General features: G+C 57.2%; 16 protein-coding genes. 4 read left to right on the forward strand and 12 right to left on the reverse strand.

From position 1 onward, the window contains the following. The first annotated feature begins 20 nt into the window (after window positions 1-20). Complete coding sequence (locus FOY93_RS16445) at window positions 21-1,040, forward strand: M4 family metallopeptidase (protein WP_111965157.1); 1,020 nt, start codon at window positions 21-23, stop codon at window positions 1,038-1,040. Then, complete coding sequence (locus FOY93_RS16450; RefSeq protein WP_024908659.1) at window positions 1,041-1,391, forward strand: protealysin inhibitor emfourin; 351 nt, start codon at window positions 1,041-1,043, stop codon at window positions 1,389-1,391. It abuts the gene before it with no gap. On the opposite strand, the gene FOY93_RS16455 is transcribed toward FOY93_RS16450, so the two are convergent. From FOY93_RS16455 to FOY93_RS16510, 12 genes are all read right to left on the reverse strand, one after another. After that, window positions 1,388-1,609, reverse strand: a complete 222-nt coding sequence (locus FOY93_RS16455) for a zinc ribbon domain-containing protein (protein ID WP_115875994.1) — start codon at window positions 1,607-1,609, stop codon at window positions 1,388-1,390. The genes FOY93_RS16450 and FOY93_RS16455 overlap by 4 nt on opposite strands. A 58-nt stretch (window positions 1,610-1,667) precedes the next feature. Then, window positions 1,668-3,209 (reverse strand): peptide MFS transporter, encoded by a 1,542-nt coding sequence (locus FOY93_RS16460; RefSeq protein ID WP_133294913.1) that lies wholly within the window; start codon window positions 3,207-3,209, stop codon window positions 1,668-1,670. Window positions 3,210-3,509: 300 nt separating this feature from the next. Continuing rightward, complete coding sequence (gene der / locus FOY93_RS16465; RefSeq protein ID WP_127731952.1) at window positions 3,510-4,985, reverse strand: ribosome biogenesis GTPase Der; 1,476 nt, start codon at window positions 4,983-4,985, stop codon at window positions 3,510-3,512. Between the two features lie 112 nt (window positions 4,986-5,097). Then, window positions 5,098-6,276 carry an outer membrane protein assembly factor BamB gene (gene bamB, locus FOY93_RS16470; protein ID WP_008502135.1) on the reverse strand — a complete coding sequence of 393 codons (1,179 nt, stop codon included), beginning with the start codon at window positions 6,274-6,276 and terminating at the stop codon, window positions 5,098-5,100. A 10-nt stretch (window positions 6,277-6,286) separates the two neighbouring features. Then, window positions 6,287-6,907, reverse strand: a complete 621-nt coding sequence (locus FOY93_RS16475; protein ID WP_136195557.1) for a YfgM family protein — start codon at window positions 6,905-6,907, stop codon at window positions 6,287-6,289. Between the two features lie 13 nt (window positions 6,908-6,920). After that, complete coding sequence (hisS, locus tag FOY93_RS16480; RefSeq protein WP_032622984.1) at window positions 6,921-8,195, reverse strand: histidine--tRNA ligase; 1,275 nt, start codon at window positions 8,193-8,195, stop codon at window positions 6,921-6,923. An 80-nt stretch (window positions 8,196-8,275) separates the two neighbouring features. Continuing rightward, window positions 8,276-9,394 carry a flavodoxin-dependent (E)-4-hydroxy-3-methylbut-2-enyl-diphosphate synthase gene (gene ispG / locus FOY93_RS16485; RefSeq protein ID WP_133294915.1) on the reverse strand — a complete coding sequence of 373 codons (1,119 nt, stop codon included), beginning with the start codon at window positions 9,392-9,394 and terminating at the stop codon, window positions 8,276-8,278. 26 nt (window positions 9,395-9,420) lie between these two features. After that, a complete protein-coding gene (rodZ, locus tag FOY93_RS16490; RefSeq protein ID WP_133294916.1) occupies window positions 9,421-10,434 on the reverse strand; it encodes a cytoskeleton protein RodZ in 1,014 nt (337 codons plus the stop codon). 292 nt (window positions 10,435-10,726) lie between these two features. Continuing rightward, window positions 10,727-11,893 (reverse strand): dual-specificity RNA methyltransferase RlmN, encoded by a 1,167-nt coding sequence (gene rlmN / locus FOY93_RS16495; protein ID WP_014171168.1) that lies wholly within the window; start codon window positions 11,891-11,893, stop codon window positions 10,727-10,729. A 169-nt stretch (window positions 11,894-12,062) separates the two neighbouring features. Further along, a complete protein-coding gene (gene ndk, locus FOY93_RS16500) occupies window positions 12,063-12,494 on the reverse strand; it encodes a nucleoside-diphosphate kinase (protein WP_003860625.1) in 432 nt (143 codons plus the stop codon). 156 nt (window positions 12,495-12,650) lie between these two features. Next, complete coding sequence (gene pbpC / locus FOY93_RS16505; RefSeq protein ID WP_143345397.1) at window positions 12,651-14,975, reverse strand: peptidoglycan glycosyltransferase PbpC; 2,325 nt, start codon at window positions 14,973-14,975, stop codon at window positions 12,651-12,653. 1 nt (window position 14,976) lies between these two features. Next, window positions 14,977-19,929 (reverse strand): alpha-2-macroglobulin family protein, encoded by a 4,953-nt coding sequence (locus FOY93_RS16510; RefSeq protein ID WP_143345398.1) that lies wholly within the window; start codon window positions 19,927-19,929, stop codon window positions 14,977-14,979. 286 nt (window positions 19,930-20,215) lie between these two features. Here FOY93_RS16510 and FOY93_RS16515 point away from each other — a divergent pair, with 286 nt between their 5' ends. Next, a complete protein-coding gene (locus FOY93_RS16515; protein ID WP_143345399.1) occupies window positions 20,216-21,760 on the forward strand; it encodes a PTS transporter subunit EIIC in 1,545 nt (514 codons plus the stop codon). A 12-nt stretch (window positions 21,761-21,772) separates the two neighbouring features. Continuing rightward, window positions 21,773-23,140, forward strand: coding sequence for a 6-phospho-alpha-glucosidase (locus FOY93_RS16520; protein WP_143345400.1), 1,368 nt, complete (start codon window positions 21,773-21,775; stop codon window positions 23,138-23,140). Window positions 23,141-23,206 lie beyond the last annotated feature (66 nt).

The following is a 23,206-nucleotide window of genomic DNA, read 5'->3' on the forward strand; positions in this document are numbered from 1 at the left end:
TTTTTAATAAGGAGAGCAGCATGACCCATCTTAATAGCGTTATTCCGCCGTATATTCTTCGTCGTATTATCGAAAGCGGTTCCGAACCGCAGCAGCGCTGTGCCCGCCAGACCTTAACCCATGTCCAGACGCTGATGGCCCATATGCCGGGCAAACCCGCCGCGCCGCACGTGAATAAAGCCGGGCAGCTTGAGCGTGATATTTACGACGCAAAGCAGACTCAGGAACTACCGGGTACGCAGGTGCGTTACGAAGGCCAGCCGTCGAACGGCGATATAGCGGTGGATGAGGCCTACGAGTATTTAGGTATAACCCATGATTTCTTCTGGAAAGAATATCAGCGCGATTCGCTCGATAATAAAGGGCTTATTTTAACAGGTACCGTTCACTATGGCCGGGAATATCAGAACGCCTTCTGGAACGGACAGCAGATGGTATTCGGCGACGGTGACGGGGAAATATTTAACCGCTTTACCATCGCCATAGACGTCGTGGCGCACGAGCTGAGCCACGGCGTGACCGAGACCGAAGCCGGGCTTATCTACTTTGAGCAGTCCGGCGCGCTGAACGAGTCGCTGTCGGACGTGTTTGGATCACTGGTGAAGCAGTACCATCTGAAGCAAACCGCCGATAAAGCGGACTGGCTGATTGGTGAGGGATTACTGGCAAAAGGCATCAACGGCAAAGGGCTGCGCTCGATGTCTGAACCGGGCACCGCCTACAACGATCCGCTGCTCGGCAAAGACCCGCAGCCTGCACACATGAAAGATTTCATCAAAACGCGTGAGGATAACGGCGGCGTGCACTTGAACTCCGGCATCCCCAACCGGGCATTTTATCTGGCGGCAACGGCGATCGGCGGCTACGCCTGGAAAAAAGCGGGTTATGCCTGGTACGACACGGTTTGCGATCGCAATCTGGCGCAGGATGCGGATTTTGAGGCCTTCGCAAAACTGACGATCGCGCACGGAGAGAAACGTTCCGGCGGCGACGTGGGGGCGGCTATTAAACAAGCCTGGGAACAGGTGGGAGTGTTGTAAATGCAGGTTCCGGAACTGACGGATGACGCCGTTGTTGAGCTGGCCCGGGAAGGCGGCGTCGCTTTTATTCCCAAGCTGAGCGGACAGCGCACCATCGCGCTCTCCTCGCTCAATGAGGCCCAGCGCCAGCGCCTGGTAAGCATCCTGGAGCAGGCCTTTCCGCGCGGCCAGCCGCCCGGGCAAGCCTCTTCACCCGGCAGCGGCGACCAGCGCTATTTCCGCATCCAGATTATCTGGACCGGGCAAAATCAGGCGCACTACGCCGATATCATCGTGCTGGTACCGGAGCAGGAAGCGCCCGAGTCGCTGGTCGAGCTGTGGAAGAAAGGCGAAGGCTGCGTGTGCGATTAACCTTCGGCCCGAACGAACTCCACGCGTTTTTTGGAGATAAGACCGTGGCCGTTCTGGCAGAAATAATCCACCGCCCCACAGGCTTTTAAGACCTGGAGTGGCTGATGGCACTCCGGGCAGCGGGCTTCAAGCGCAATATCCTTATTACAGCTCTCGCAGTGTGCCACCCCATTCAGAGGCTCAAGCGGTGCCCGGCAATCCGGGCAGGTAATCGTCATATTCTCTCCTGTTGGGTTTTATCGGGGCAAGATAACTGCCCCGCCAGGGTGAATTTTATCAGGCTTCAGCCGCCGGTTTAGTCTGCGCATTTTCCAGCATGCGGCGTACCGGAACAATGAGGACGATCAGTACCGCTGCACAAATCAGCAGCGCGATGGAGCAACGCGCAAAGAGATCCGGCAGCATATCAAGCTGGTCGGCCTTCACGTGGCCGCCAATCAGACCCGCCGCCAGGTTACCCAGCGCGCTCGCACAGAACCACAGCCCCATCATCTGGCCGCGCATTCTTTCGGGCGCAAGCAGCGTCATGGTCGCCAGGCCAATCGGGCTGAGACACAGTTCGCCGAGCGTCAGCATCAGGATGCTGCCCACCAGCCAGAACGGCGATACGCCCGCCCCACCGCTGCTCAGCACGTTCTGCGCCGCCAGCATCATCAGGCCAAAGCCCGCTGCGGCACACAGAATACCGATAACAAACTTGGTGATACTGCTCGGACGAATGTTCATGCTCGCCAGCTTTGGCCACGCCCAGCTGAACACCGGTGCCAGCAGGATGATGAACAGGGCGTTGATTGACTGGAACCACACCGCCGGAATTTCGAAATCGCCGATCATGCGGTTAGTGTAGTCGTTGGCAAACAGGTTGAACGAGGTTGGCTTCTGTTCAAACGCGGACCAGAAGAACGCCGCGGAGATCAGCAGAATAAAGCAGACCAGCAGCCTGGCGCGCTCTTTACGGTTCAGGCCTGCAAAAACAAACAGATAAATAAAGTAGAGGGCAACGGATGCAGCAATCACGTAGACCAGCACGCTGGCTACCGCGACCGGGTTAATCACAATCACGCCCTGCGCAATCAGCGTCACGAGCGTTGCCACGCCTGCCGCCAGCGCCAGCAGCCAAACGCCCACGCCGTTACGCTTCACCACCGGGCTGTTCCAGGTGGAGTCGAGGCCAACTTCGCCGTCATAGCGTTTCATGGCCGGAACGGCAAACACGCGGAAGATAATCAGCGCTACCAGCATCCCGATACCGCCAATACCAAAGCCCCAGTGCCAGCCGTGGGTTTTAATCAGCCAGCCGGAAATCAGCGGCGCGATGAACGAGCCCATGTTGATACCCATATAGAACAGCGAGAAACCGCCGTCACGACGCGCGTCGCCTTTTTTATACAGGGTACCGACCATTACCGAGATACAGGTCTTAAACAGCCCGGAGCCGAGCACGATGAACATCAGGCCGATAAAGAACAGGTTGTTCCCCATCACCGCCGAGAGCGCAATCGACAGGTGACCAAGCGCAATCAGAATCGAACCGTACCAGACGGCTCTCTGCTGGCCGAGCCAGTTATCCGCCAGCCAGCCGCCCGGCAGCGCGGCCAGGTACATGGTACCGGCAAAGATACCGACAATCGCCGAGGCGTTTTCTCGCGCCAGGCCCATCCCGCCGTCATAGACTGTGGCGGCCATAAACAGGATCAGTAACGGACGAATGCCGTAAAACGAGAAACGCTCCCACATCTCGGTGAAGAACAACGAACCGAGCGGATACGGGTGGCCGAAGAACGTTCGGCTCTCTTTTTGATTAACAGTGGATTGCATAATTCTCCCGAAAGGTATGTCGTCGTGCTTGTAAACACCAGCAGGTACGCCGGCCAGTTACGTATCTGGCCGATTTTTTACATGCGGCGAAAAGTTAGTTAACCATTTGATAACCAGGCGCTAGTTTTGTCTAGTACCGGACCCTGGACTTTAAGATGAAAATTCGACGATTGTCTACTTTCTTAGATTTAAACTTGGTTAAAAGTGAATAGTGATTGACTTCACACAGAGATAACCGGCGGTATGATTGGGCAAAAAAAAGCCCGCGATCATCGCGGGCTTTCGTGAGAGCAGCAAAGCTTATTTGCTTTTCTTAATGTGCTTAATCAGGCGCTTACGCTTACGCATCTGGTTTGGCGTCAGGGTGTTGCGCTTATTGGCGAACGGGTTTTCCCCTTCCTTGAACTGGATACGGATAGGCGTGCCCATCACGTCCAGCGATTTACGGAAGTAGTTCATCAGGTAGCGCTTGTAGGAATCCGGCAGGTCTTTCACCTGGTTGCCGTGAATCACCACGATTGGTGGGTTATAACCACCGGCGTGGGCGTATTTCAGCTTCACGCGACGACCGCGCACCAGCGGCGGCTGATGGTCTTCCGCAGCCATATTCATGATACGGGTCAGCATGGCGGTGCTCTGACGACGGGTGGAGCTGTCGTAAGCTTCGCGCACGGATTCGAACAGGTTACCCACGCCGCTGCCGTGTAGCGCAGAGATGAAGTGCACGCGAGCAAAGTCGATAAAGCCCAGACGGAAGTCGAGGGTCTCTTTCACCTGCTCACGAACCTCGTTGCTCAGGCCATCCCATTTGTTGACCACGATAACCAGTGAGCGCCCACTATTAAGGATAAAGCCGAGCAGAGAGAGGTCCTGATCGGAGATCCCTTCGCGTGCGTCGATGACGAGCAGCACGACGTTGGCATCTTCGATCGCCTGCAGGGTTTTGATAACGGAGAATTTCTCCACCACATCGGTGATTTTCCCGCGCTTACGCACCCCGGCGGTGTCGATGAGAACATATTCACGCTCATCGCGCTGCATCGGGATGTAGATGCTGTCGCGGGTGGTCCCCGGCATGTCATAAACGACCACGCGCTCTTCGCCCAGAATACGGTTAGTAAGCGTAGACTTACCTACGTTTGGACGACCGACGATAGCCAGCTTGATCGGCAGATCCTGCGGGTTGAAGTCGTCTTCAGGCTCTTCTTCTTCGCCCTCTTCTGCGTCTTCAAACTGCGCCCAGTATTCAGCGTCTTCGTCCACCTCTTCCGGCGGGTTCACTTCGTCAACCCACGGCAGCAGAACGGTTTCCAGCAGGCTGGTAACGCCACGGCCATGCGACGCCGCGATAGGATAGATTTCACCCAGGCCCAGAGACCAGAAATCCGCGATGGCCTGATCGGCATCGATGCCGTCGGTTTTGTTCGCCACCAGAAAGGTTGGTTTTTCGCGTGAACGCAGGTGTTTAGCGATTGCGGAGTCCGCCGGCATCAGGCCAGCGCGTGCATCCACCATGAACAGCACCACGTCCGCTTCTTCAATCGCCAGCAGCGACTGTTCCGCCATGCGGGTTTCCACGCCGTCTTCTGTGCCGTCAATACCACCGGTATCAATACAGATGAACTCGCGTCCTTCCACCTCTGCACGACCGTACTTACGGTCACGCGTCAGCCCCGGGAAATCCGCAACCAGCGCATCACGGGTGCGTGTTAAACGGTTAAAAAGAGTGGATTTTCCAACGTTAGGGCGCCCGACAAGCGCGACCACAGGTACCATGTTTGAAGCCTCATAAAATTCAAAATAACGTCGCTTTCGCGGCGTTTTTAAAAATGTCAAAACGGCTCCTGAGTGAACAGGAGCCGTTTAGTATACTACAACCGCCGGGTAATTAACGCGTGATCGCGTACAGCGTGCCGTCTTTTGCCTGAATCAGCAGTTTGCCGTCGGCCACAACCGGGTCGGTCAGGAAACCGGAGCTGTCGACTTTTTGCTGCGCAACAAAGCGGCCGTTATCCGGATCGATCCAGTGCATATACCCTTCGCTGTCGCCGACAACCAGGCTACCGTTGTACAGCGCCGGTGCGGTCAGCAGACGGTGCAGCAGGTCGCTTTGCGTCCACAGCGTTACGCCGCCTTCGGTGCTCAGGGCCAGCAGACGGTCGTTCTGGTCAACCATATAAATACGGTTACCCTCAACGATGAAATCGTTCACCGAGCCCAGCTCACGTTTCCACATGATCTGGCCGCTGCGCAGATCCAGCGCGGTCAGGTTGCCGTTATAGGCCAGGGCGTAAACCACACCGTTAACGATAACAGGCGTTGTATCCACGTCGCTCAGACGGTCAATTTCCGTTGAGCCTGTGGCCTGAGAGATACGCTGCTGCCAGATCATCTGGCCCTGCTGCATCAGCACGGCACTCACGCGACCGTTATCACCGCCCACAATGGCAGCACCAAATGCGGTAGCCGGGGCAGATTCGCCGCGCAGAGAGAGCGCAGGCATATCCAGGTTAACGGTCCATTTCACCAGGCCGTCCGCTTCGTTCAGCGCCTGCAGCTGGCCGTTGCTGGTATGAATCAGCACCAGGCCGTCGCTCACCACCGGACGAGAGAGGGATTCACCCGCCACGGTTGTTTGCCAGGCAATGGAGCCGTCGCTGCTGTTCAGCGCATACACCTGCGCCTTTTCGCTGCCCACGTAAACATGGCCACCGGCAACGGTCAGACCGCCAGACAGCAGTGCAGGCTTACGGGAGAACCAGCCGTCTTTTTCCGCCAGGTTAACGGACCACACTTCTTTCCCGTCATCGGCGTTCACCGCTTTCACGGTACCTTTGCGGTCAGCGGCATAGACAACGCTGTCTGCATACGCTGGATGAAGGTTGGAATAGAAATCACCAATCCCATTGCCCACGGAGACATCCCACGCGGTGGATGGGGTAAACTGGTTTTCAACCGTCGGCAGTGGGGACATTTTCACAACGTCTTCTTCGCCACTGAACAGTGAACAACCACTCAATAACGTAACAGAAAGCAGTCCTGGCAGAAGTAATTTACGCAATTGCATCGGGTCCCTCTCAGACGGACAAATTATTTATTTTCATCTGCATCATTTCGCTCAGCGCAGGTGAAGCATTGCTCTCTACGCCAGCTTGCCACGCTTTACGCGCGCCCGCTTTGTCACCTTTGCTCAGCAGTGCTTCACCGCGCAGATCGGCAACGATGGCAGCAAAGCCTTCGCCTTTGATGGTATCGAGCGTTTTCAGCGCATCGTCAGCTTTCTTCTGCTGAACCTGAATACGTGCCAGGCGCAGATTGATCACCGCTTTCAGGTTTTCATCACTGGCGGCAGCAAGGCCCTGAGACAGCTGTGCAGCGGCTTTATCCAGTTCGTTCTTATCAACGTACTGCTGAGCCACTTCCAGCGCAGCCAGTGCACCGTAGGTGTTTTTGTTGTCAGCCGCAAACTTTTCTGCCGCAGTCAGCGTTTGCGGCTGATCGGCACGAATTGCGCTCACGGTATTTTCATAGAACAGGGACGCGCCGCGCGCGGAATCCGCCTGATGATTGTTCCAGTAACGCCAGCCCACCAGCGCACCGACACCTAAAATAACCCCAACAACCAGCGCTTTGCCGTTTTCAGCAAAGAAGCGTTTAATCGCGTCGACCTGATCGTGTTCGTTCTCGTAAATTTCCACGCAGTCCTTCTCCTTAGCCCAATAGAGTGCGCAAGTGCGCCGCAACGCCGTCCTGCGTTACCGTTGTCTGCTCACCAGAGCGCAGGTCTTTCACCACCACTTCGCCGTTGGCCACTTCGGACTCACCCAGCACCAGTGCAATACTTGCGCCCCACTTATCGGCACGAGCAAACTGTTTTTTAAAGTTGCCGCCGCCATGGTTGGTCATCAGCTTAACGCCCGGCAGCGCATCGCGCACGCGTTCGGCAAGCTGCATCGCCGCAGACTGCGTTTCCGCGCCTGAGGCCACCAGGTATATATCGACAACGGAATCTGCTTTAAATTCCGGATTAACTGCCTGAACCAGCAAAACAAGTCGCTCAAGACCCATCGCGAAGCCAACAGCAGGTGCTGCGCGACCGCCAAGTTGCTCTACCAGACCGTCATAACGACCGCCCGCGCACACGGTGCCCTGAGAGCCGAGGCTCGTGGTCACCCACTCAAACACGGTACGGTTGTAGTAGTCCAGACCGCGTACCAGGCGCTGGTTTACGGTATAGGCGATGCCTGCCGCTTCAAGCAGCTTGCACAGGCCCGCGAAGTGTTCGCGAGATTCTTCATCCAGATAGTCACCCAGCGCAGGCGCATCGTTCAGCAGAGCCTGAACATCGGCGTTTTTGGAATCCAGAACGCGCAGCGGGTTGCTGTACATGCGACGTTTGCAGTCTTCGTCCAGCTTCTCTTTATGCTGTTCCAGGAACGCCACCAACGCATCGCGGTAGTTAGCGCGGGCTTCCAGAGAACCGATAGAGTTCAGCTCAAGGGAAACGTGATCGGCGATACCGAGGGCGCGCCACCAGCGGGCGGTCAGCATAATCAGTTCGGCGTCGATGTCCGGGCCCTGCAGACCAAAGACTTCCACACCCAGCTGATTGAACTGGCGATAACGACCTTTCTGAGGACGTTCGTGGCGGAACATCGGGCCGATATACCACAGGCGCTGCTCCTGATTGTACAGAAGACCATGTTCGATGCCGGCGCGTACGCAGCCCGCCGTACCTTCCGGACGCAGGGTCAGGCTGTCGCCGTTGCGGTCCTCAAAGGTGTACATCTCTTTTTCAACCACGTCGGTGACTTCACCGATCGCGCGTTTGAATAACGGGGTCTGCTCTACAATCGGCAAACGGATTTCGCTGTAACCGTAGCTGCCGAGCACCTGCTTCAGCGTGCCTTCAATGCGCTGCCAGATGGCGGTTTCGCCAGGCAGATAATCGTTCATGCCGCGGATGGCTTGAATGTTTTTTGCCACGTTTATTCTCTTTCTATATACAAAAAAAACCCAAAGAATGGGTTCAATCATACATGGGAAGCGGCACGCTTCCCATCACGTTATTTTTCAACCTGCTGGATGCTGATACGCTGTGTCTCGTCCATCATGGCGGCTTTGGCGCGGATGCGGGCTTCAAGCTGGTCGATCATGTCGCTATTATCCAGACGATCTTTACGAACGCCATCTTCATAGAGACCACTTTTCTTGTTACCGCCGGTCACGCCCAGGGTTGACACCAGCGCTTCACCCGGGCCGTTTACCACACAGCCGATGATGGAGACGTCCATCGGGGTGATAATGTCTTCCAGACGTTGCTCCAGGGCATTCACCGTCCCGATCACATCAAACTCCTGACGTGAACAGGTTGGGCAGGCAATGAAGTTGATCCCACGCGCGCGAATACGCAGCGACTTCAGGATATCGAAACCGACCTTGATCTCTTCGACCGGATCGGCCGCCAGCGAGACTCGCAGGGTGTCACCAATCCCTTCTGAGAGCAGTAGCCCAAGACCGATCGCGGATTTTACCGAGCCGCTGCGCAGACCGCCCGCTTCGGTGATCCCGAGGTGCAGAGGCTGGTCGATCTGCTTTGCCAGCAGGCGATAAGACTCCACCGCCAGGAACACGTCGGACGCTTTTACGCTGACTTTGAACCGATCGAAGTTGAGACGATCGAGATGATCGACGTGACGCATAGCGGATTCGAGCAGCGCCTGTGGCGTAGGCTCGCCGTATTTTTCCTGCAGGTCTTTTTCCAGGGAACCGGCGTTAACGCCAATACGGATAGGGATATTTTTATCGCGGGCGCAGTCCACGACCATGCGGATACGCTCTTCGTTACCGATGTTGCCCGGGTTAATACGCAGGCAATCGACGCCGTATTCGGCCACTTTCAGTGCGATGCGGTAGTCGAAGTGAATATCCGCCACCAGCGGAACGCTGACCTGCTGTTTGATCAGTTTGAACGCCTCAGCGGCATCCATGGTCGGGACGGAGACGCGAACAATGTCCGCGCCTACACGTTCTAATGCTTTGATTTGGTTGACCGTCGCTTCCACATCGGTGGTGCGCGTGTTGGTCATTGACTGAACGGCGATAGGTGCCCCATCGCCGATTGGCACATTCCCAACGTAAATCCGTTTCGATTTTCTACGTTGAATCGGAGCCTGGTTATGCATGAAAAATCTCCCGCGTTGCCCGTCTGTTACTGTGCTGCTGATTGTTCGGCATTAACGGTAAGACGTGCAACCTGGTTAGTTCTGATAAAGCGGCTCAGATCGACAGGTTTTCCTTGATACTGGATCTGTACCGCTGCCGGAGCGCCGATTTTAAGTTTATAAGGAGCCTGGCCGATTAGATTTAACGTGCCATCTTTACGCTGCAGGCCGCTGAAAAGTTTTTTACCAGTCGCGTCAGTAACTTCCAGCCAGCAATCGGCGCTGAAGTTCATTACCAGTGCGTTAGGATCGGCTGCTGTCGCCGTACCCGCCGGGCTGGTTGGCAGAGACGCTGCGGTATTGTCTGCAGGCTGAGTAGCAGCAGGCGCGTTCGCCGCCGTATCAACATTTGCCTGAGAAGGGGCAACAACCGCGTTTTGATCCTGAGCCTGCGGCGCAGTGGTGTCAGCCGTTGCTGCAGGAGCCTGTGCCGCACCGGTTGCAGACGCGTCTGGCGCTGCGGTCAGTGGTTCGCTGGAGGACGCCGCACCGTCGGTATTCAGCGGCACGCTCTGGGCGTTATCATTTCCGGCCTGGTTGAGTTCAGCAGACGATTGATCGGCCATGGTGGTGATCTCTTCCTGCTGCGCCTTGTGGTTTTGCCACCACCATGCACCGGTCAGACCGATCACCACAAACAGCACAAGCCAGGTAAAGCTCATCAGCCAGCCATCACGTTTTTTACGACGTTTCCCCAGAGAGAAGGTCTGCATCGGCGCAACTTTTGCTGCACGGACCGGCGCCTGCTTCTCCATCATTGGCAGTAATTCGTTTTCGGGGATATGCACCAGTTTTGCGTAAGAGCGGATATAACCGCGCAAGAACGTTGAAGCCAGATCGGCAGGTGCCTTATCTTCTTCAATATCGCGAACCGTGGAAACCTTCAGGCACAAGCGTTCCGCAACGGCTTGCTGGCTGAGTCCGAGTTGTTCACGGGCGTTGCGAAGACGAACGCCAGTGGAGAGTGCTTCATGTTGGTCGTGAGTGGCTTCAGTATTCATTCGCTACAACTACTGGTACGTGAAAAATAAGGGTTCAGGTGCCGGTGAGTCACAATGCTACCCGCACCGCGAAACTTCTGGTCAGTTAACCTTGAACAGAGAGTATAAGACTGTCAGCCCGGAGATGACAGTACAGCCCTGCCCGTACGGCTAAACTGTTGTTACGTCGTTACATACTGCCCGAAACTCGGATGAAACGCACCGTAATTATTGTTCAGTCATCACGAATCTGACTGATTATTCATAAGACTATGCCTCACGGCGCAGATAATGCGCCGTGAGTGCATAATAATCAAACAGCTTTAACCGCGATCGTCTCGCCCTGCATGCGTTTACGCAGGGTACGTTTGGTACGGTCAATAACATCACCCGCCAGCTGTCCGCATGCGGCATCAATGTCATCACCACGGGTTTTACGCACGATGGTGGTGAAACCATACTCCATCAGCACCTTGGAGAAACGGTCGATACGGCTGTTCGAGCTACGGCCATACGGCGCGCCCGGGAACGGGTTCCATGGGATCAGGTTGATTTTGCATGGCGTATCTTTCAGCAGTTCAGCCAGCTGATGCGCATGTTCAGTACCGTCGTTGACGTGGTCAAGCATCACGTACTCGATAGTGACGCGGCCCTGGTTGGCGTTGGATTTCTCCAGGTAGCGACGCACCGCAGCGAGGAATGTTTCGATATTGTACTTTTTGTTGATCGGCACAATTTCGTCACGAATTTCATCGTTTGGCGCGTGCAGGGAGATCGCCAGCGCGACGTCAATCATGTCGCCAAGCTTGTCCAGCGCCGGCACAACGCCAGAAGTAGACAGCGTGACGCGACGCTTGGACAGACCAAAACCGAAGTCATCCAGCATGATTTCCATCGCCGGAACGACGTTGGTCAGGTTCAGCAGCGGCTCACCCATCCCCATCATCACCACGTTGGTGATAGGGCGCGTGCCGGTTACTTTTGCCGCGCCCACGATTTTCGCGGCACGCCAGACCTGGCCGATAATTTCTGAAACGCGCAGGTTACGGTTAAAGCCTTGCTGCGCGGTTGAGCAGAATTTGCACTCCAGCGCGCAGCCAACCTGGGAGGAGACGCACAGCGTAGCGCGGTCTTCTTCCGGAATGTAGACGGTTTCAACGCGCTGATCGCCGACCGCAATCGCCCATTTGATGGTGCCATCAGCGGAGCGCTGCTCTTCCACCACTTCTGGTGCGCGGATTTCAGCCACTTCTTTGAGCTTGTTGCGCAGGACCTTGTTGATGTCAGTCATGTCATCAAAATTGTCGCTGCAGTAATGGTACATCCACTTCATGACCTGATCGGCACGAAACGGCTTTTCGCCCATCTCTTTAAAGAACTCGCGCATCTGCTGACGGTTCAGATCCAGCAGGTTGATTTTTCCATTTTTATTGGGAACCGCAGGAATGGCGACTTCGGAGGTATTCACTAATTCAGACATAATATTTACCGGCCTCGTTGTTACACGTTATGGCCCATGGAGGGTTGAATAGAAACGCCCCGGAAAGCGGTCTGCTCGTCCGGGGCGTTGCATTGTACAAAGTCTGGCGCAGGGATGCCACGTCTGGACGCGGCATTTACGAAAATAATGTGTAAACGAAACCGTTAAATTAACGGGTACGTGGACACACTTCGCCTTCAGCGAAGAAGAAAGCGATTTCGCGTGCAGCAGATTCAACAGAGTCAGAACCGTGGGTGCCGTTCTCGGTGAAGCTGTCTGCATAATCAGCGCGCAGAGTACCAGCCAGCGCGTTGTCCGGGTTGGTTGCGCCCAGCAGATCGCGGTGACGCTGCACTGCGTTTTCGCCTTCCAGCACGGAGACCACGATTGGACCGGAGGTCATGAACTCAACCAGCCCGTCAAAGAATGGGCGACCTTCGTGCTCAGCGTAGAAGCCGCGAGCCTGCTCAACGGTCAGGTGCAGCATTTTGGTGCCAACAATTTTGAACCCTGCAGATTCAAAGCGAGCGAAGATGCTGCCAATAACGTTTTTTGCCACCGCGTTTGGTTTGATGATGGAAAAAGTACGTTCAATAGCCATGATAACCTCTGTCAATGTTCTGTTGTTTTGCATACCTGAGTATGGTGTGGCGCGGATTATAATGAGCAATGGCGCCATTGCCTATGGATTCAGGTAACATTTTTTTAAAATAAGACGAGTTTTAGCAACAGCTCACATCAGAAAGCTTTTTTCAGGTCACTGCAGCGTAAAATTCACCGTCGCGACCTGCCCGGTCTCATCCATAACGAGTAACTGATAATCACCCGGTTTATCAAGCTGTAATGTGTAAACTCTCCCCTTCACATTCAGCGGTTCACCGTTCAAAAACCACCAGCGCTCACCGCTATTGCCGGTCGCCTGAAGCGGCAGCGAAACGCGGGGTTCCCCTGGCAGACGTTTGATGACGGCCCCTTCACGCACGCCGGTCAGAATGAGTGGCGCAGGTGCGTCCTGCGACAGCGGAGGACAGGTTGTTGATGAAGGAGGGACCCGTACCGCACGACGCTCGGTTGCGGGCAGCCACGGCTCCAGCGGCAGCGGCCAGACATCCAGGATCTTCTCTGTAGCATCCGGGCAATCTGCCGCCACGCGTTTACCTGATTTATCCAGCCAGACCGGGAAACGGATCCCGCGTATGCCTTCCTGTTCGGGCAAGAGCAGCGTGGGCGGTTCACTCCCATCCAGCAGCCAGGTCGACAGGCGACGTCGACAGTTTTCACTGCCTTCCGGCAGCGACTGGCCGCCAGGCCAGCAGATCGCGCCCCGCCCGACGCTTGCCGGACGCGGATCGCGCGGCAGGCGGGCTTCGTCTACCGTTGAGCGCGACTGAAGCAGGTTATTGACCTGGTTTAATAGCGGCACCGCACTGGCAAACCCAAACTGTCCCGCCACGGGCGTGCCGTCCGGTCGCCCGGTCCAGATGCCTATCACGTAACGGGCATTCAGACCGATGGCCCAGGCATCACGGTAGCCGTAGCTGGTGCCGGTTTTCCATGCCAGCGGCGCAACCTGCGGTAGCGCATTATCCGGCAGCGGCTGCGCTTCATTGGCAAGAATCCGGCGAATAATCCACGCCGAGCCCGGTGATAACAGCGGACGTTCAGTCAGCGGATCGCCCGGCTGCAGGCGCAGCCTTCCCGCCCTACCGTGTCGGGCAAAGGCGCTGTAGGCAGCGGTGATATCTGCCAGCCGCGAGCCTGCCCCGCCGAGGATCAGAGACAGATTTGGCTGCGCCCCCGCGGGCAGGATCAGCGGCAAGCCTGCATTGCTCAGCATCCCGGCAAACCGTTTTGGTCCGTAGGCTTCCAGCACCTGTACGGCCGGCAGGTTGAGGGAGCGCACCAGCGCTTCACTCATGCTGACCGGTCCGTGGAAACCGCTGTCAAAATTTCCCGGGCGATAATCACCGGTTTTTCTGGGAACGTCCTGAAGCAGCGAGGCGGGATGGATCAGGCCATCATCCAGCGCCATGCCGTAGATAAAGGGTTTTAACACCGATCCCGGTGATCGGATCGCATTGACCATATCTACGTGGCTAAAACGCGTGTCATCGTTGATATCCACCGATCCTACCCAGCCGCGCACTTTCATATCGGTATGATCGACCACGATCATCGCCAGCGAGCTGCGTGCCGGCAGGCGGGATTTCCAGTTCATTGCCAGCTCTTCCAGCTGCCGCTGCAGTCCGGCATCCAGCGTGGTGACAATTTTCGTGTCGCGACTTTTGCCGAGCATCATCCGTGCAAAGAGCGGCGCCAGCTGCGGCATCTGCCGGGGCGCCAGCCATACTGATTCTTCACGGGATTCTTTGACCTGCTTTGCGGACCAGACGCCCTGCGTCGCCATGCGGTCGAGCACTTTGTTGCGCGCCGCTTCGGCCCGTTCAGGCCAGCGGTCCGGGCGTAAACGACTCGGTGCCTGCGGCAGCACCGCCAGCAGCGCCGCGTCGGAATAGCTGAGCTGCGACGGCGGCTTGCCCAGATACGTCCAGCTTGCAGCCCCCACGCCCTGCAGCGTACCGCCAAACGGGGCGCGGTTGAGATAGAGCGTGAGGATCTCACGCTTGGAAAGATGCCACTCCAGCTGCATGGCACGCCAGAGCTGGCGAATTTTGCCGCCAACGGTGCGCGGATGCGGGTCCAGCAGTCGCGCGACCTGCATGGTGAGCGTGCTGCCGCCAGAAACCACTCTTCCGGAAGTGAGATCCTGCCAGGCAGCGCGCAGAACAGAGAGCGGGTTTACGCCGGGGTGATCCCAGAACCAGCGATCTTCATACTGGATCAGCGCCTCAAGATAACGGGGAGATACCTCTTCGATCGTCACCGGATAGCGCCAGATCCCATCGCTATCGGCAAAACGCCAGAGCGGCGTGCCCTTCTCATCCACCACCACCCGGGCAGGGTTAACCTCTTTCAGAGGCAACGGCCACAGGCGGTCGGCGGCGACAATTAGCCCCCATAAAACGAGAAGCGCTCCCGCCAGCCAGAGCCAGCGGGGGCGTGTCAAACGTGCCATTCGCATATTACGGAACAACAATCAGCGGGCCACTGGCCGCCCCCGTTGCCCGCCACTGCGGCACATACATGGACTCGACCATCGGAACCGGCACCTGGTAGGTTCCCGGCGTCACGGCGCGCGCCAGATAGACCAGCGTGACCGGCTGACCTTCATTTACCGGCACGGCGGCCACAAAGCGGTCGTCGCGGAATTCCATATGCTGAATGTCCGCCTGCTGCATCTGGCTGAGCAGGTTCTGTACTTCACTACCGCTGTCCTGCAGGCTGGCGCTGCTGCTCGCCAGGTTCTGGTTTTCCAGCTCCAGACCCGCAGGGAGGAGATCCACCACCAGCGCATCCGGCACGTTCTGGCTGGCTTTAACTTCCAGCCACACCAGCACCAGCTCACCGCTCTTCAAGGAAGAGAGTGATTTAGTGCTGCCGTCGGTTGCCAGGATATGACGTTCAACCTGCAGCACGTTCGCGCTCGGCTGAGGGGCGTATTCCGGATATCCGGTGCTGTCCAGACGCACCCACAGCGGAGTCGTGCCGGTATTGGTCACCTGCAGCGCGCCAAGCTGGTCGCCGCTCACGTTTTGTACCAGTGACTTATCGCCGCCAGATGCGGTCTCAGACAGAGAGGTTTTCGCCTGCCATGTACCGGACAAGGTTTGCAGCGAACGTCCGGCTAGGAACAGCGCGTTGCTCTCCTGCGTTGACAGCCAGCGTTGGCTGAAGGCCTGTTCAGACAGAGCATTCAGCAGCGTATTCTGCGCATCCGGCAGCAGCTTGTACTCCTCCAGCAGGGATAGCATCAGCGCGTTATCGCGAAGCTGGCTGCCGTAATCGGCCATCCAGGTTTTGCTGTCCTTACGCGGTGTTTTGAGCGCCAGATCCAGCGCCTGCTGGCTGCGCGGCGCATCGCCCATCAGCTTGAGCGCCATGCCCAGCTGCATCAGCGGTAGCCCGGACGCCGCCTGAGCGTGACGTTCCCAGATTTCACGCAGAGCTCCCAGCGGTGCTTTTTGCTGACGTGCCAGCACCAGAGCGGCATAGGCCTGCACGGCAAATTTACTGGCCTGAGTATCGTCGCTGTAGCGAATGGACATCATGCCCGGATCCTGCAGGTAGCGCAGCAGGCGGCTATTGGCGTTATTCACCGCATCGGCAGGTACGCTGTAACCCTGCTCGCCCGCGCGCACCAGGAAGTCGGTCACGTAGACCGTCAGCCAGTACTCTTCCGGACCGTTTTTATCCCACAGCGCGAACCCGCCGTCTTCACGCTGCATCTGCAGCAGACGGGAAATACCGATATCAATGGCGGCACGGCGTTTATCGTCCGTATCACCTTTGATGCCAAGCGCCGTAAGCTGCGCCGCGTTAGTGTAGAGCGACGGGAACAGGCCGCTTGCGGTCTGCTCCAGGCAGCCATACGGATAGGCCTGCAGCTCACGAATGTAGCGCGCCAGGTTGAGCGGTGGTTTTCCGCTCAGCAGCAGTTGCCCCTGCAGGGTGGCAGGAGAGAAACCGTTACTGTGCTGCGCCGGTGCGGTCCAGGATTCGCCAGGGTTCAGCATGGCACCGGTATTGACCGTCTGCGCCGGGAACGCCGGACGCACGCCGATTTTCCAGCTCTTCTGCTGTGGCGCAAAGGTCTCGCCCGGAATCTGCAGGCCGGTAACCTGTGCTGTCACCTCACCGTCACCATAGCCTTCCAGCGCACGCACCGGAATAAAGAGGGTGGTTCGTGCCCCCGGAGGCAGTTGCACCGGCTGCGGCTGCCCGCCTTCCAGCGATAGTTTGCCTGTTGCGGTCAGGGCAACGTCCAGCGTTTGCGGCTGGTCGGTCAGGTTGGTTAGATCCAGCGTCAGCCGCGAGGTGTCTCCGCTTGCCAGGAAGCGTGGGGTATTCAGCTCGGTAATAACCGGCGCGGCTACAATAATCTTGCTTTCACTGCTGCCGAAATCGTCCTCCGTCCAGGCCTGCGCCATCAGACGCAGCTCACCGTTAAAGTCTCCAATCGGCAGCGTAATCGTGCCTTCCCCGTTGGCATCCAGCGTGACCGGCTGTGCCTGCTGGGCAATGATGGTGACGTGGTTCACCGGCGGTTTGCCGCCGCGCTTCAGTTCATCCCCATCGCCACCGAAGCGCAGCGCGGCCAGGCGGCCCTGCCCTTCAATGACCTGGCCATAAATGTCGTAGATATCCGCGCCGTAGCGCTTCTGACCAAAGAAAGCCTGCCAGGGATCAGGCGTCACGTAATCGGTAATGTTCAGCACGCCGCTGTCCACCGCCGATACCAGGACGTTCACCTTCTGCGGCACGGCCCCCTCTTTCACGCTGGCTTTCACCTTCACCGAGAGCGTCTGGTTTGGACGCATTTTCTGTGGGTTATCGAGCGCAATATTCAGGCGACGGTTTTCGTCGCCCATCGGCAGATGCAGCAGGCCGACCGCGCGTTTCGGCGTAGCGGATTTTGATTTATCCCCAGGACGCACCACCAGCGTACTCAGATAAAGATCGTGACGTTTCCAGGCTTTGTCGACCGGGATAGCGAGATCAAGCCCGTTTGCCGGTACGTCGATCTCCTTCCACCACAGCGGCCCTTCGCTGGATTCGATCATCGCATAGCCCTTGCCTGCGGCCGGCGCTGCAATGTGCAGGTTGATGGTATCGCCTGGCTGATAGGCTGGCTTATCCAGCTTCAGCGTCACGCGATCAGGGCGTGCAGCTCCGGTGCCGTCGCTGTTATCCTGCCAGCTGTACCCCGCCCAGAAGCGCACGCTGCTGACCATCTCATCAGGCGCTTTCACCTCCAGACGATAAGAGCCCCACTCCACCGGGAAGGTGACTTTACCCGTCTCATCGGCCTTGAGAGTTAGCTCCTGCTCGCCCTCGACCAGGTCTTTCTGATCGAACTGAGACTGCCAGCCTTCGCTCTCAGACCAGTTCCAGAAGTAGTCGCGGCGCTCGCGGATCATGCGAACCTGCAAACCGGACACCGGTTTTTTCGCGCCGCTGGCATCGGCGTAAACGATATCGAAGCTGGCGTTGCCGTTCTCATCAACAATCGGCTGGTTGACGGTGGTATCGGTGCGGTAATCGTAAACCGCCTTGCTGGCGAACTGAGGACGGATACCCGGCAATTCCGCTGCGGGCCAGATGGCCTGCTCAGCACGACGCGTCACTGGGCGACCGCCCGACTCCAGCAGGCTGGCCTGCAGGATAAGCTGCAGCGGAGAATGCACCTCTTTCCACTGGCTTTCGGTAGAAACCTGCCCACGCCCCTGCTCATCAAGCGTAAGCTGCACTTCATCAAGACTGCGGCTCAGGTTCTCTTCGGCGATATCGCCAAACTGGAAGCCCGGCAGCGCAGACACCGCGTCTCGCAGCGGACGCAGGAAAAGCTGGCCCTGCAGAGAATTACCGTTGGCCGGTGCGCCATAAAGGTAATAGCCCACCACGTTAAAGTCGACGTTATCCTGCGGTGATACCGGCGTTTTTTGTCCGCTCAGGTTGAGCGCCATGCGCTCTGGCATGAAGTCTTCGACATGGAAGTCCCACAGACGCTGCAGGTTATCGCCCGTGTTGGCGCGTATATGCCACATGCCGGTCTGCGCTCCGCTGTCCAGCGTATAGTTAAAGCGATAGAGCCCGTTCTCTGGCTTGACGACAATGGTACGCGCGACCTGTCCATCCGGACGCAGCACGTCAAGCTTCACGGGCTGATCGGGAAGTGGCTTACCGTCACTGTCGCGCAGCAGGCCGTTGAGGATCACCGTTTCACCCGGGCGGTAGAGATCGCGCGGGCCAAACATAAAGAACTGCTTGCTGTAGCCGGGGCTACCGGCAATATCGAACTCCGCCAGATCGAGCGCCGGCAGCTTGAGGTCAAGCAGCGTGGTCTGGCCGTCTTTGCTGGCCAGGATCAGCGCGGCCTCTTTGTCGGTTTCAAGCTTCGCATGGCCGTCGGCATCGCTGTTTGCTTCGGCAAGGGTCTGCCCTTTGTCATTCAGCAGGGTAACGGTAACCCCGGACTGCGCCGCCCCGTTTTCCAGGCTCTGGGTGAAGATGTCCAGGCGGTTATGATAACGGTGAGCGGACAGTCCAATATCGCTTAAGGTAAAGAGCGTCGCGGCGTTGCTGTAGTTGTAGTGCCCGGCCTGGTTCATGACCGCGATATAAACGCCAGACTGCTGGAGCGGTTTAATATCCTTCAGAGGCAATAGCAATTTTTCGCGCGTGTTGCGCGCCGGATTAAGATCGAATCGACCGGTGTAAACCAGTTCCGCCATCTTCAGCAGGTTGTCGGATTCCCAGTTGGTCAGCGAGTTACGGTACTCCCACTGGCTAACAAGGGAGGCCAACGATTCAGGCTTCACGCGGTAAAAGTTGACATCGACATTGTTGACGTTGAGCGCCATAACCGGCAGCCCTTCCACCACTTTACCCGGCAGCAGCGAGCCGCGGCTGGCAAAACCGACGGTGGGTTCAACGTCCCGGGTGGTCAGGGCTTTCTCATAATCAGTACCAAACGTCGCTTTGTTCAGCGCCTGCAGGCCAGGTTCAACGGTGACGACCAGGTTGCGGTTAGGCTCCAGATGGCGCAGGCGAAGCTCTTTCAGGTTAGGCGCAAGTTCCCACGCCCCGTCAACATTGCCGCTTTTCTTATCCACGACATGCACTGTTTTCGCGAAATCCTGTTCAGGATTCAGCGGAACAGAAAAGGTCAGCACCAGCGTGGCAGCACCGTCTAGCTGGACTTCAGAGGCATCCAGCAAGGTCAGCGCTTTTCCCTGACTCTGGGCGGCCAGTTTAGCCAGCGTTTCAGCATTGGGCTTTTCCGCGGCTTTTGGTGTGGATGCGGTGGATGCCGCGGGAGCCGCAGCCTGAGATTTATCGTCGCTGTTATCACAGCCGACAAGCGTAAACGTGGTAAGCAGCGCAAGAGAGAGCGCGGCTAAGCGAAACGGTTTCATCCTTTGTCCCTGGCCCAGGGGGCCTGTTGGTCGTCGTCCGGATAAGTATTATCCGCAAGTTTCATTAATTCAAAAAGTCCAATTTTAGAGTCTGGAAAGCGCCTCGCAGAATGGCATCACGCCGCTACGCCGTGATGGAACCACGATCACAAGACATAACGTCACATGTTACTTTCCAGGTCATTTGTTTTTAAAACAATAAGATAGCTGGATAAACGTGCCTGAAGACTGCTAGTTTTATGACCATGACGCACCCCGAGTGCGCGGTTCAATAAGAGAGAAAGCCATGAAACGAGCCGTGAACGCCCTACAAAATTTCGGAAAATCATTGTACGGACCGGTACTTATCTTACCGATCGTCGGTCTGTTTATCGCCTTTGGTAACGTGCTGGGTAACGGTAATCTCGCGGAGTACCTGCCGTTTCTCGGACATCCTCTGATTCAGCATACTGGTCAGCTTATCGCGAAATCTGCCGTGTCGGTGCTGGTTAACCTGGCGCTGGTGTTTGCCGTCGGTATTCCGATTGGTCTGGCGACGCGTGATAAAGGCTATGCCGCACTGATTGGCCTGGTCACCTTTATCGTGTTCATCAACGCCATGAACGTCACGCTGCAGCTGCAGGGCGCGCTGGCGCCAGTTGCCCAGATGAAAGCGGCCGGACAGACCATGGTGCTGGGCGTGCAGGTGCTGGAGATGGGGGTCTTTGCCGGGATCCTGACCGGAGCGCTCTCCGGATATCTGTACAATAAATACTCCGGCGTACAGTTTAACGGCGCGATGGCGATTTACTCCGGCCACTGTTTTGTCGCCATTGTAATGCTTCCGGTCTCCATGCTGCTCGGCGTGGTGATGAGTGAACTGTGGCCCTTTGCCCAGCACGGCATCAGCGCCCTGGCGCTTGCCATCAAAGGCTCCGGACCGTTTGGCGTGGCCATCTACGGCTTCCTGGAACGTATTCTGGTTCCCACTGGCCTGCACCATCTGGTTTATACGCCGTTTCTCTATACCGAGCTGGGCGGTACGCAGGAGGTGTGCGGCGCAACCTATCAGGGCGCGCGCAATATCTACTTCGCCGAGATGGCTTGCCCGAACGTGAAGCAGCTCAGCAGCACGGTGGTGTGGGACGCGCGCGGCATCAGCAAAATGTTCGGCCTGCCTGCCGCCGCGCTGGCGATGTATATGACCGCAAAGCCGGAGCGTAAAGTCATTGCGAAAGCCATTCTTATCCCCGCGGCGCTGACCTCGCTGCTGGTCGGCGTGACCGAGCCGATTGAGTTTTCATTCCTCTTCGTCGCCCCGCTGCTGTTCGTGGTGCACGCGGTGCTGACCGGCATCGGCATGATGCTGTTCTCGCTGCTGGGCGTTCACGCCATCGGCGCCAACGGGATTATCGACTTCATCCTTTACAACCTGCCGCTCGGCACGGAGAAGTCCAACTGGCCGATGTACATCGTGGTGGGGCTGATCGTGTTTGTCCTCTACTTCGTGGTGTTCCGCTTCCTGATCCTGCACTTCAACATGAAAACGCCGGGCCGTGAGGATGACGACAAGGAAACGCGTCTTTACAGCAAGCAGGAGTACCAGGCGAAGGGGAATAACGACGGGCTCGGCGAATCCATCGTGGTAGGTCTCGGAGGCCGGGAAAATATTCAGGTCGTGGATAACTGCTACACCCGCTTACGCGTCACGGTGAAGGACGTCGCCATTATCGACGAGCCGCGGCTGAAGGAGACCGGCGCGAAAGGGATTATCAAACAAGGTAACAACGTTCAGGTGGTCTACGGGCTGCACGTCAAAAAAATGCGAGAAGCCGTTGAGACGTTTCTCTGAAAGGAGCTAAAGATGTTTACACCCCCATTCATTCTGTCGATTGCCGGCGGCGGCAGCACCTACACGCCGGGTATTGTGAAAAGCCTGATGGTGCGCCTGCAGGATTTCCCTCTGGCCGAAATCCGCCTTTATGACATCGACGAGGCGCGTCAAAACACCATTGCGCCCGTCGTCGAGAAGGTGATTCGCGACCACAGTCAGAGCATCAAATTTACCGTCACCAGCGATCCGGAAGTGGCCTTCAGCGGCGCGCATTTCGTCTTCGCCCAGATGCGCGTCGGCCAGTATAAAATGCGCGAGCAGGATGAGAAGATCCCGCTGCGTCACGGCGTGGTGGGCCAGGAAACGTGCGGACCCGGCGGGCTTGCCTACGGCCTGCGCACGATCCTGCCGATGGTGGAGCTTATCGATCTGGTCGATCGCTACGCGCATGAAAAAGCCTGGATCGTGAACTATTCCAACCCGGCGGCGATCGTCGCGGAGGGCGTGCGGCGTCTGCGCCCGAACGCGAGGGTGCTGAATATCTGCGATATGCCGGTGGCCGCGATGCGCAATATGGGGGCAATTCTGGGTGTCGATCGCCACAAGCTGGAGGTCGACTACTTCGGCCTGAACCACTTCGGCTGGTTTACCCGCGTGCTGGTGGACGGCGAAGATAAGCTGCCCGAGCTGCGTAAGCATATCGCAAAGTTTGGCCTGCTGACGGAAGACGCGGCTAAAACCGATCCGCAGCATTCCGATCCTTCATGGGTGAAGACCTGGCGCAATATCAAGCCGATCATGGACAACTTCCCGGAGTATCTGCCGAACCCGTATCTGCAGTACTACCTGATGCCGAACCAGATTGTGGAGCATCAGAACCCGGACTATACCCGCGCCAATGAAGTGATGGACGGGCGTGAGAAAAAGCTGTTCGCCGCTGCCGAAGAATATAAGCGAACCTGGATCCTACCGGATGCCTTCCATGTGGGCGTCCACGGCGAGTTTATTGTTGATGTCGCCTGCTCGCTGGCCTTTAACCTGCGCAGCCGACATCTGGTAATGGTGGAAAACCGCGGGGCGATCGCCAACCTGCCGTACGATGCCGTGGTGGAAGTGCCCGCTTATATCACCGCCGAAGGCCCGGAACCGATTCGCTTCGGTCAGGTGCCGCTGTTCCATCAGACCCTGCTGCAACAGCAGCTCGCCTCGGAACAGCTTCTGGTGGAGGCGACCATCGAGGGCAGCTATGAGAAAGCCCTGCAGGCGTTCACCCTCAACCGCACCGTGCCGACCATGGAACATGCGAAAGCGATTCTTGACGAGATGATCGAGGCCAACCGCGACTACTGGCCTGCGCTGCAAAAAGCCTGGCAGGACGGCGAACCGGTGAAAAAATAGGGGCTTGCTCGCGAGTTGAACGTGGTTTGCTTGTCGGTGTCAGAAAAAACACCGACAATCCTTTTT

It is taken from the genome of Enterobacter sp. 18A13 (assembly GCF_007035975.1).
Classification (GTDB): domain Bacteria; phylum Pseudomonadota; class Gammaproteobacteria; order Enterobacterales; family Enterobacteriaceae; genus Enterobacter; species Enterobacter vonholyi.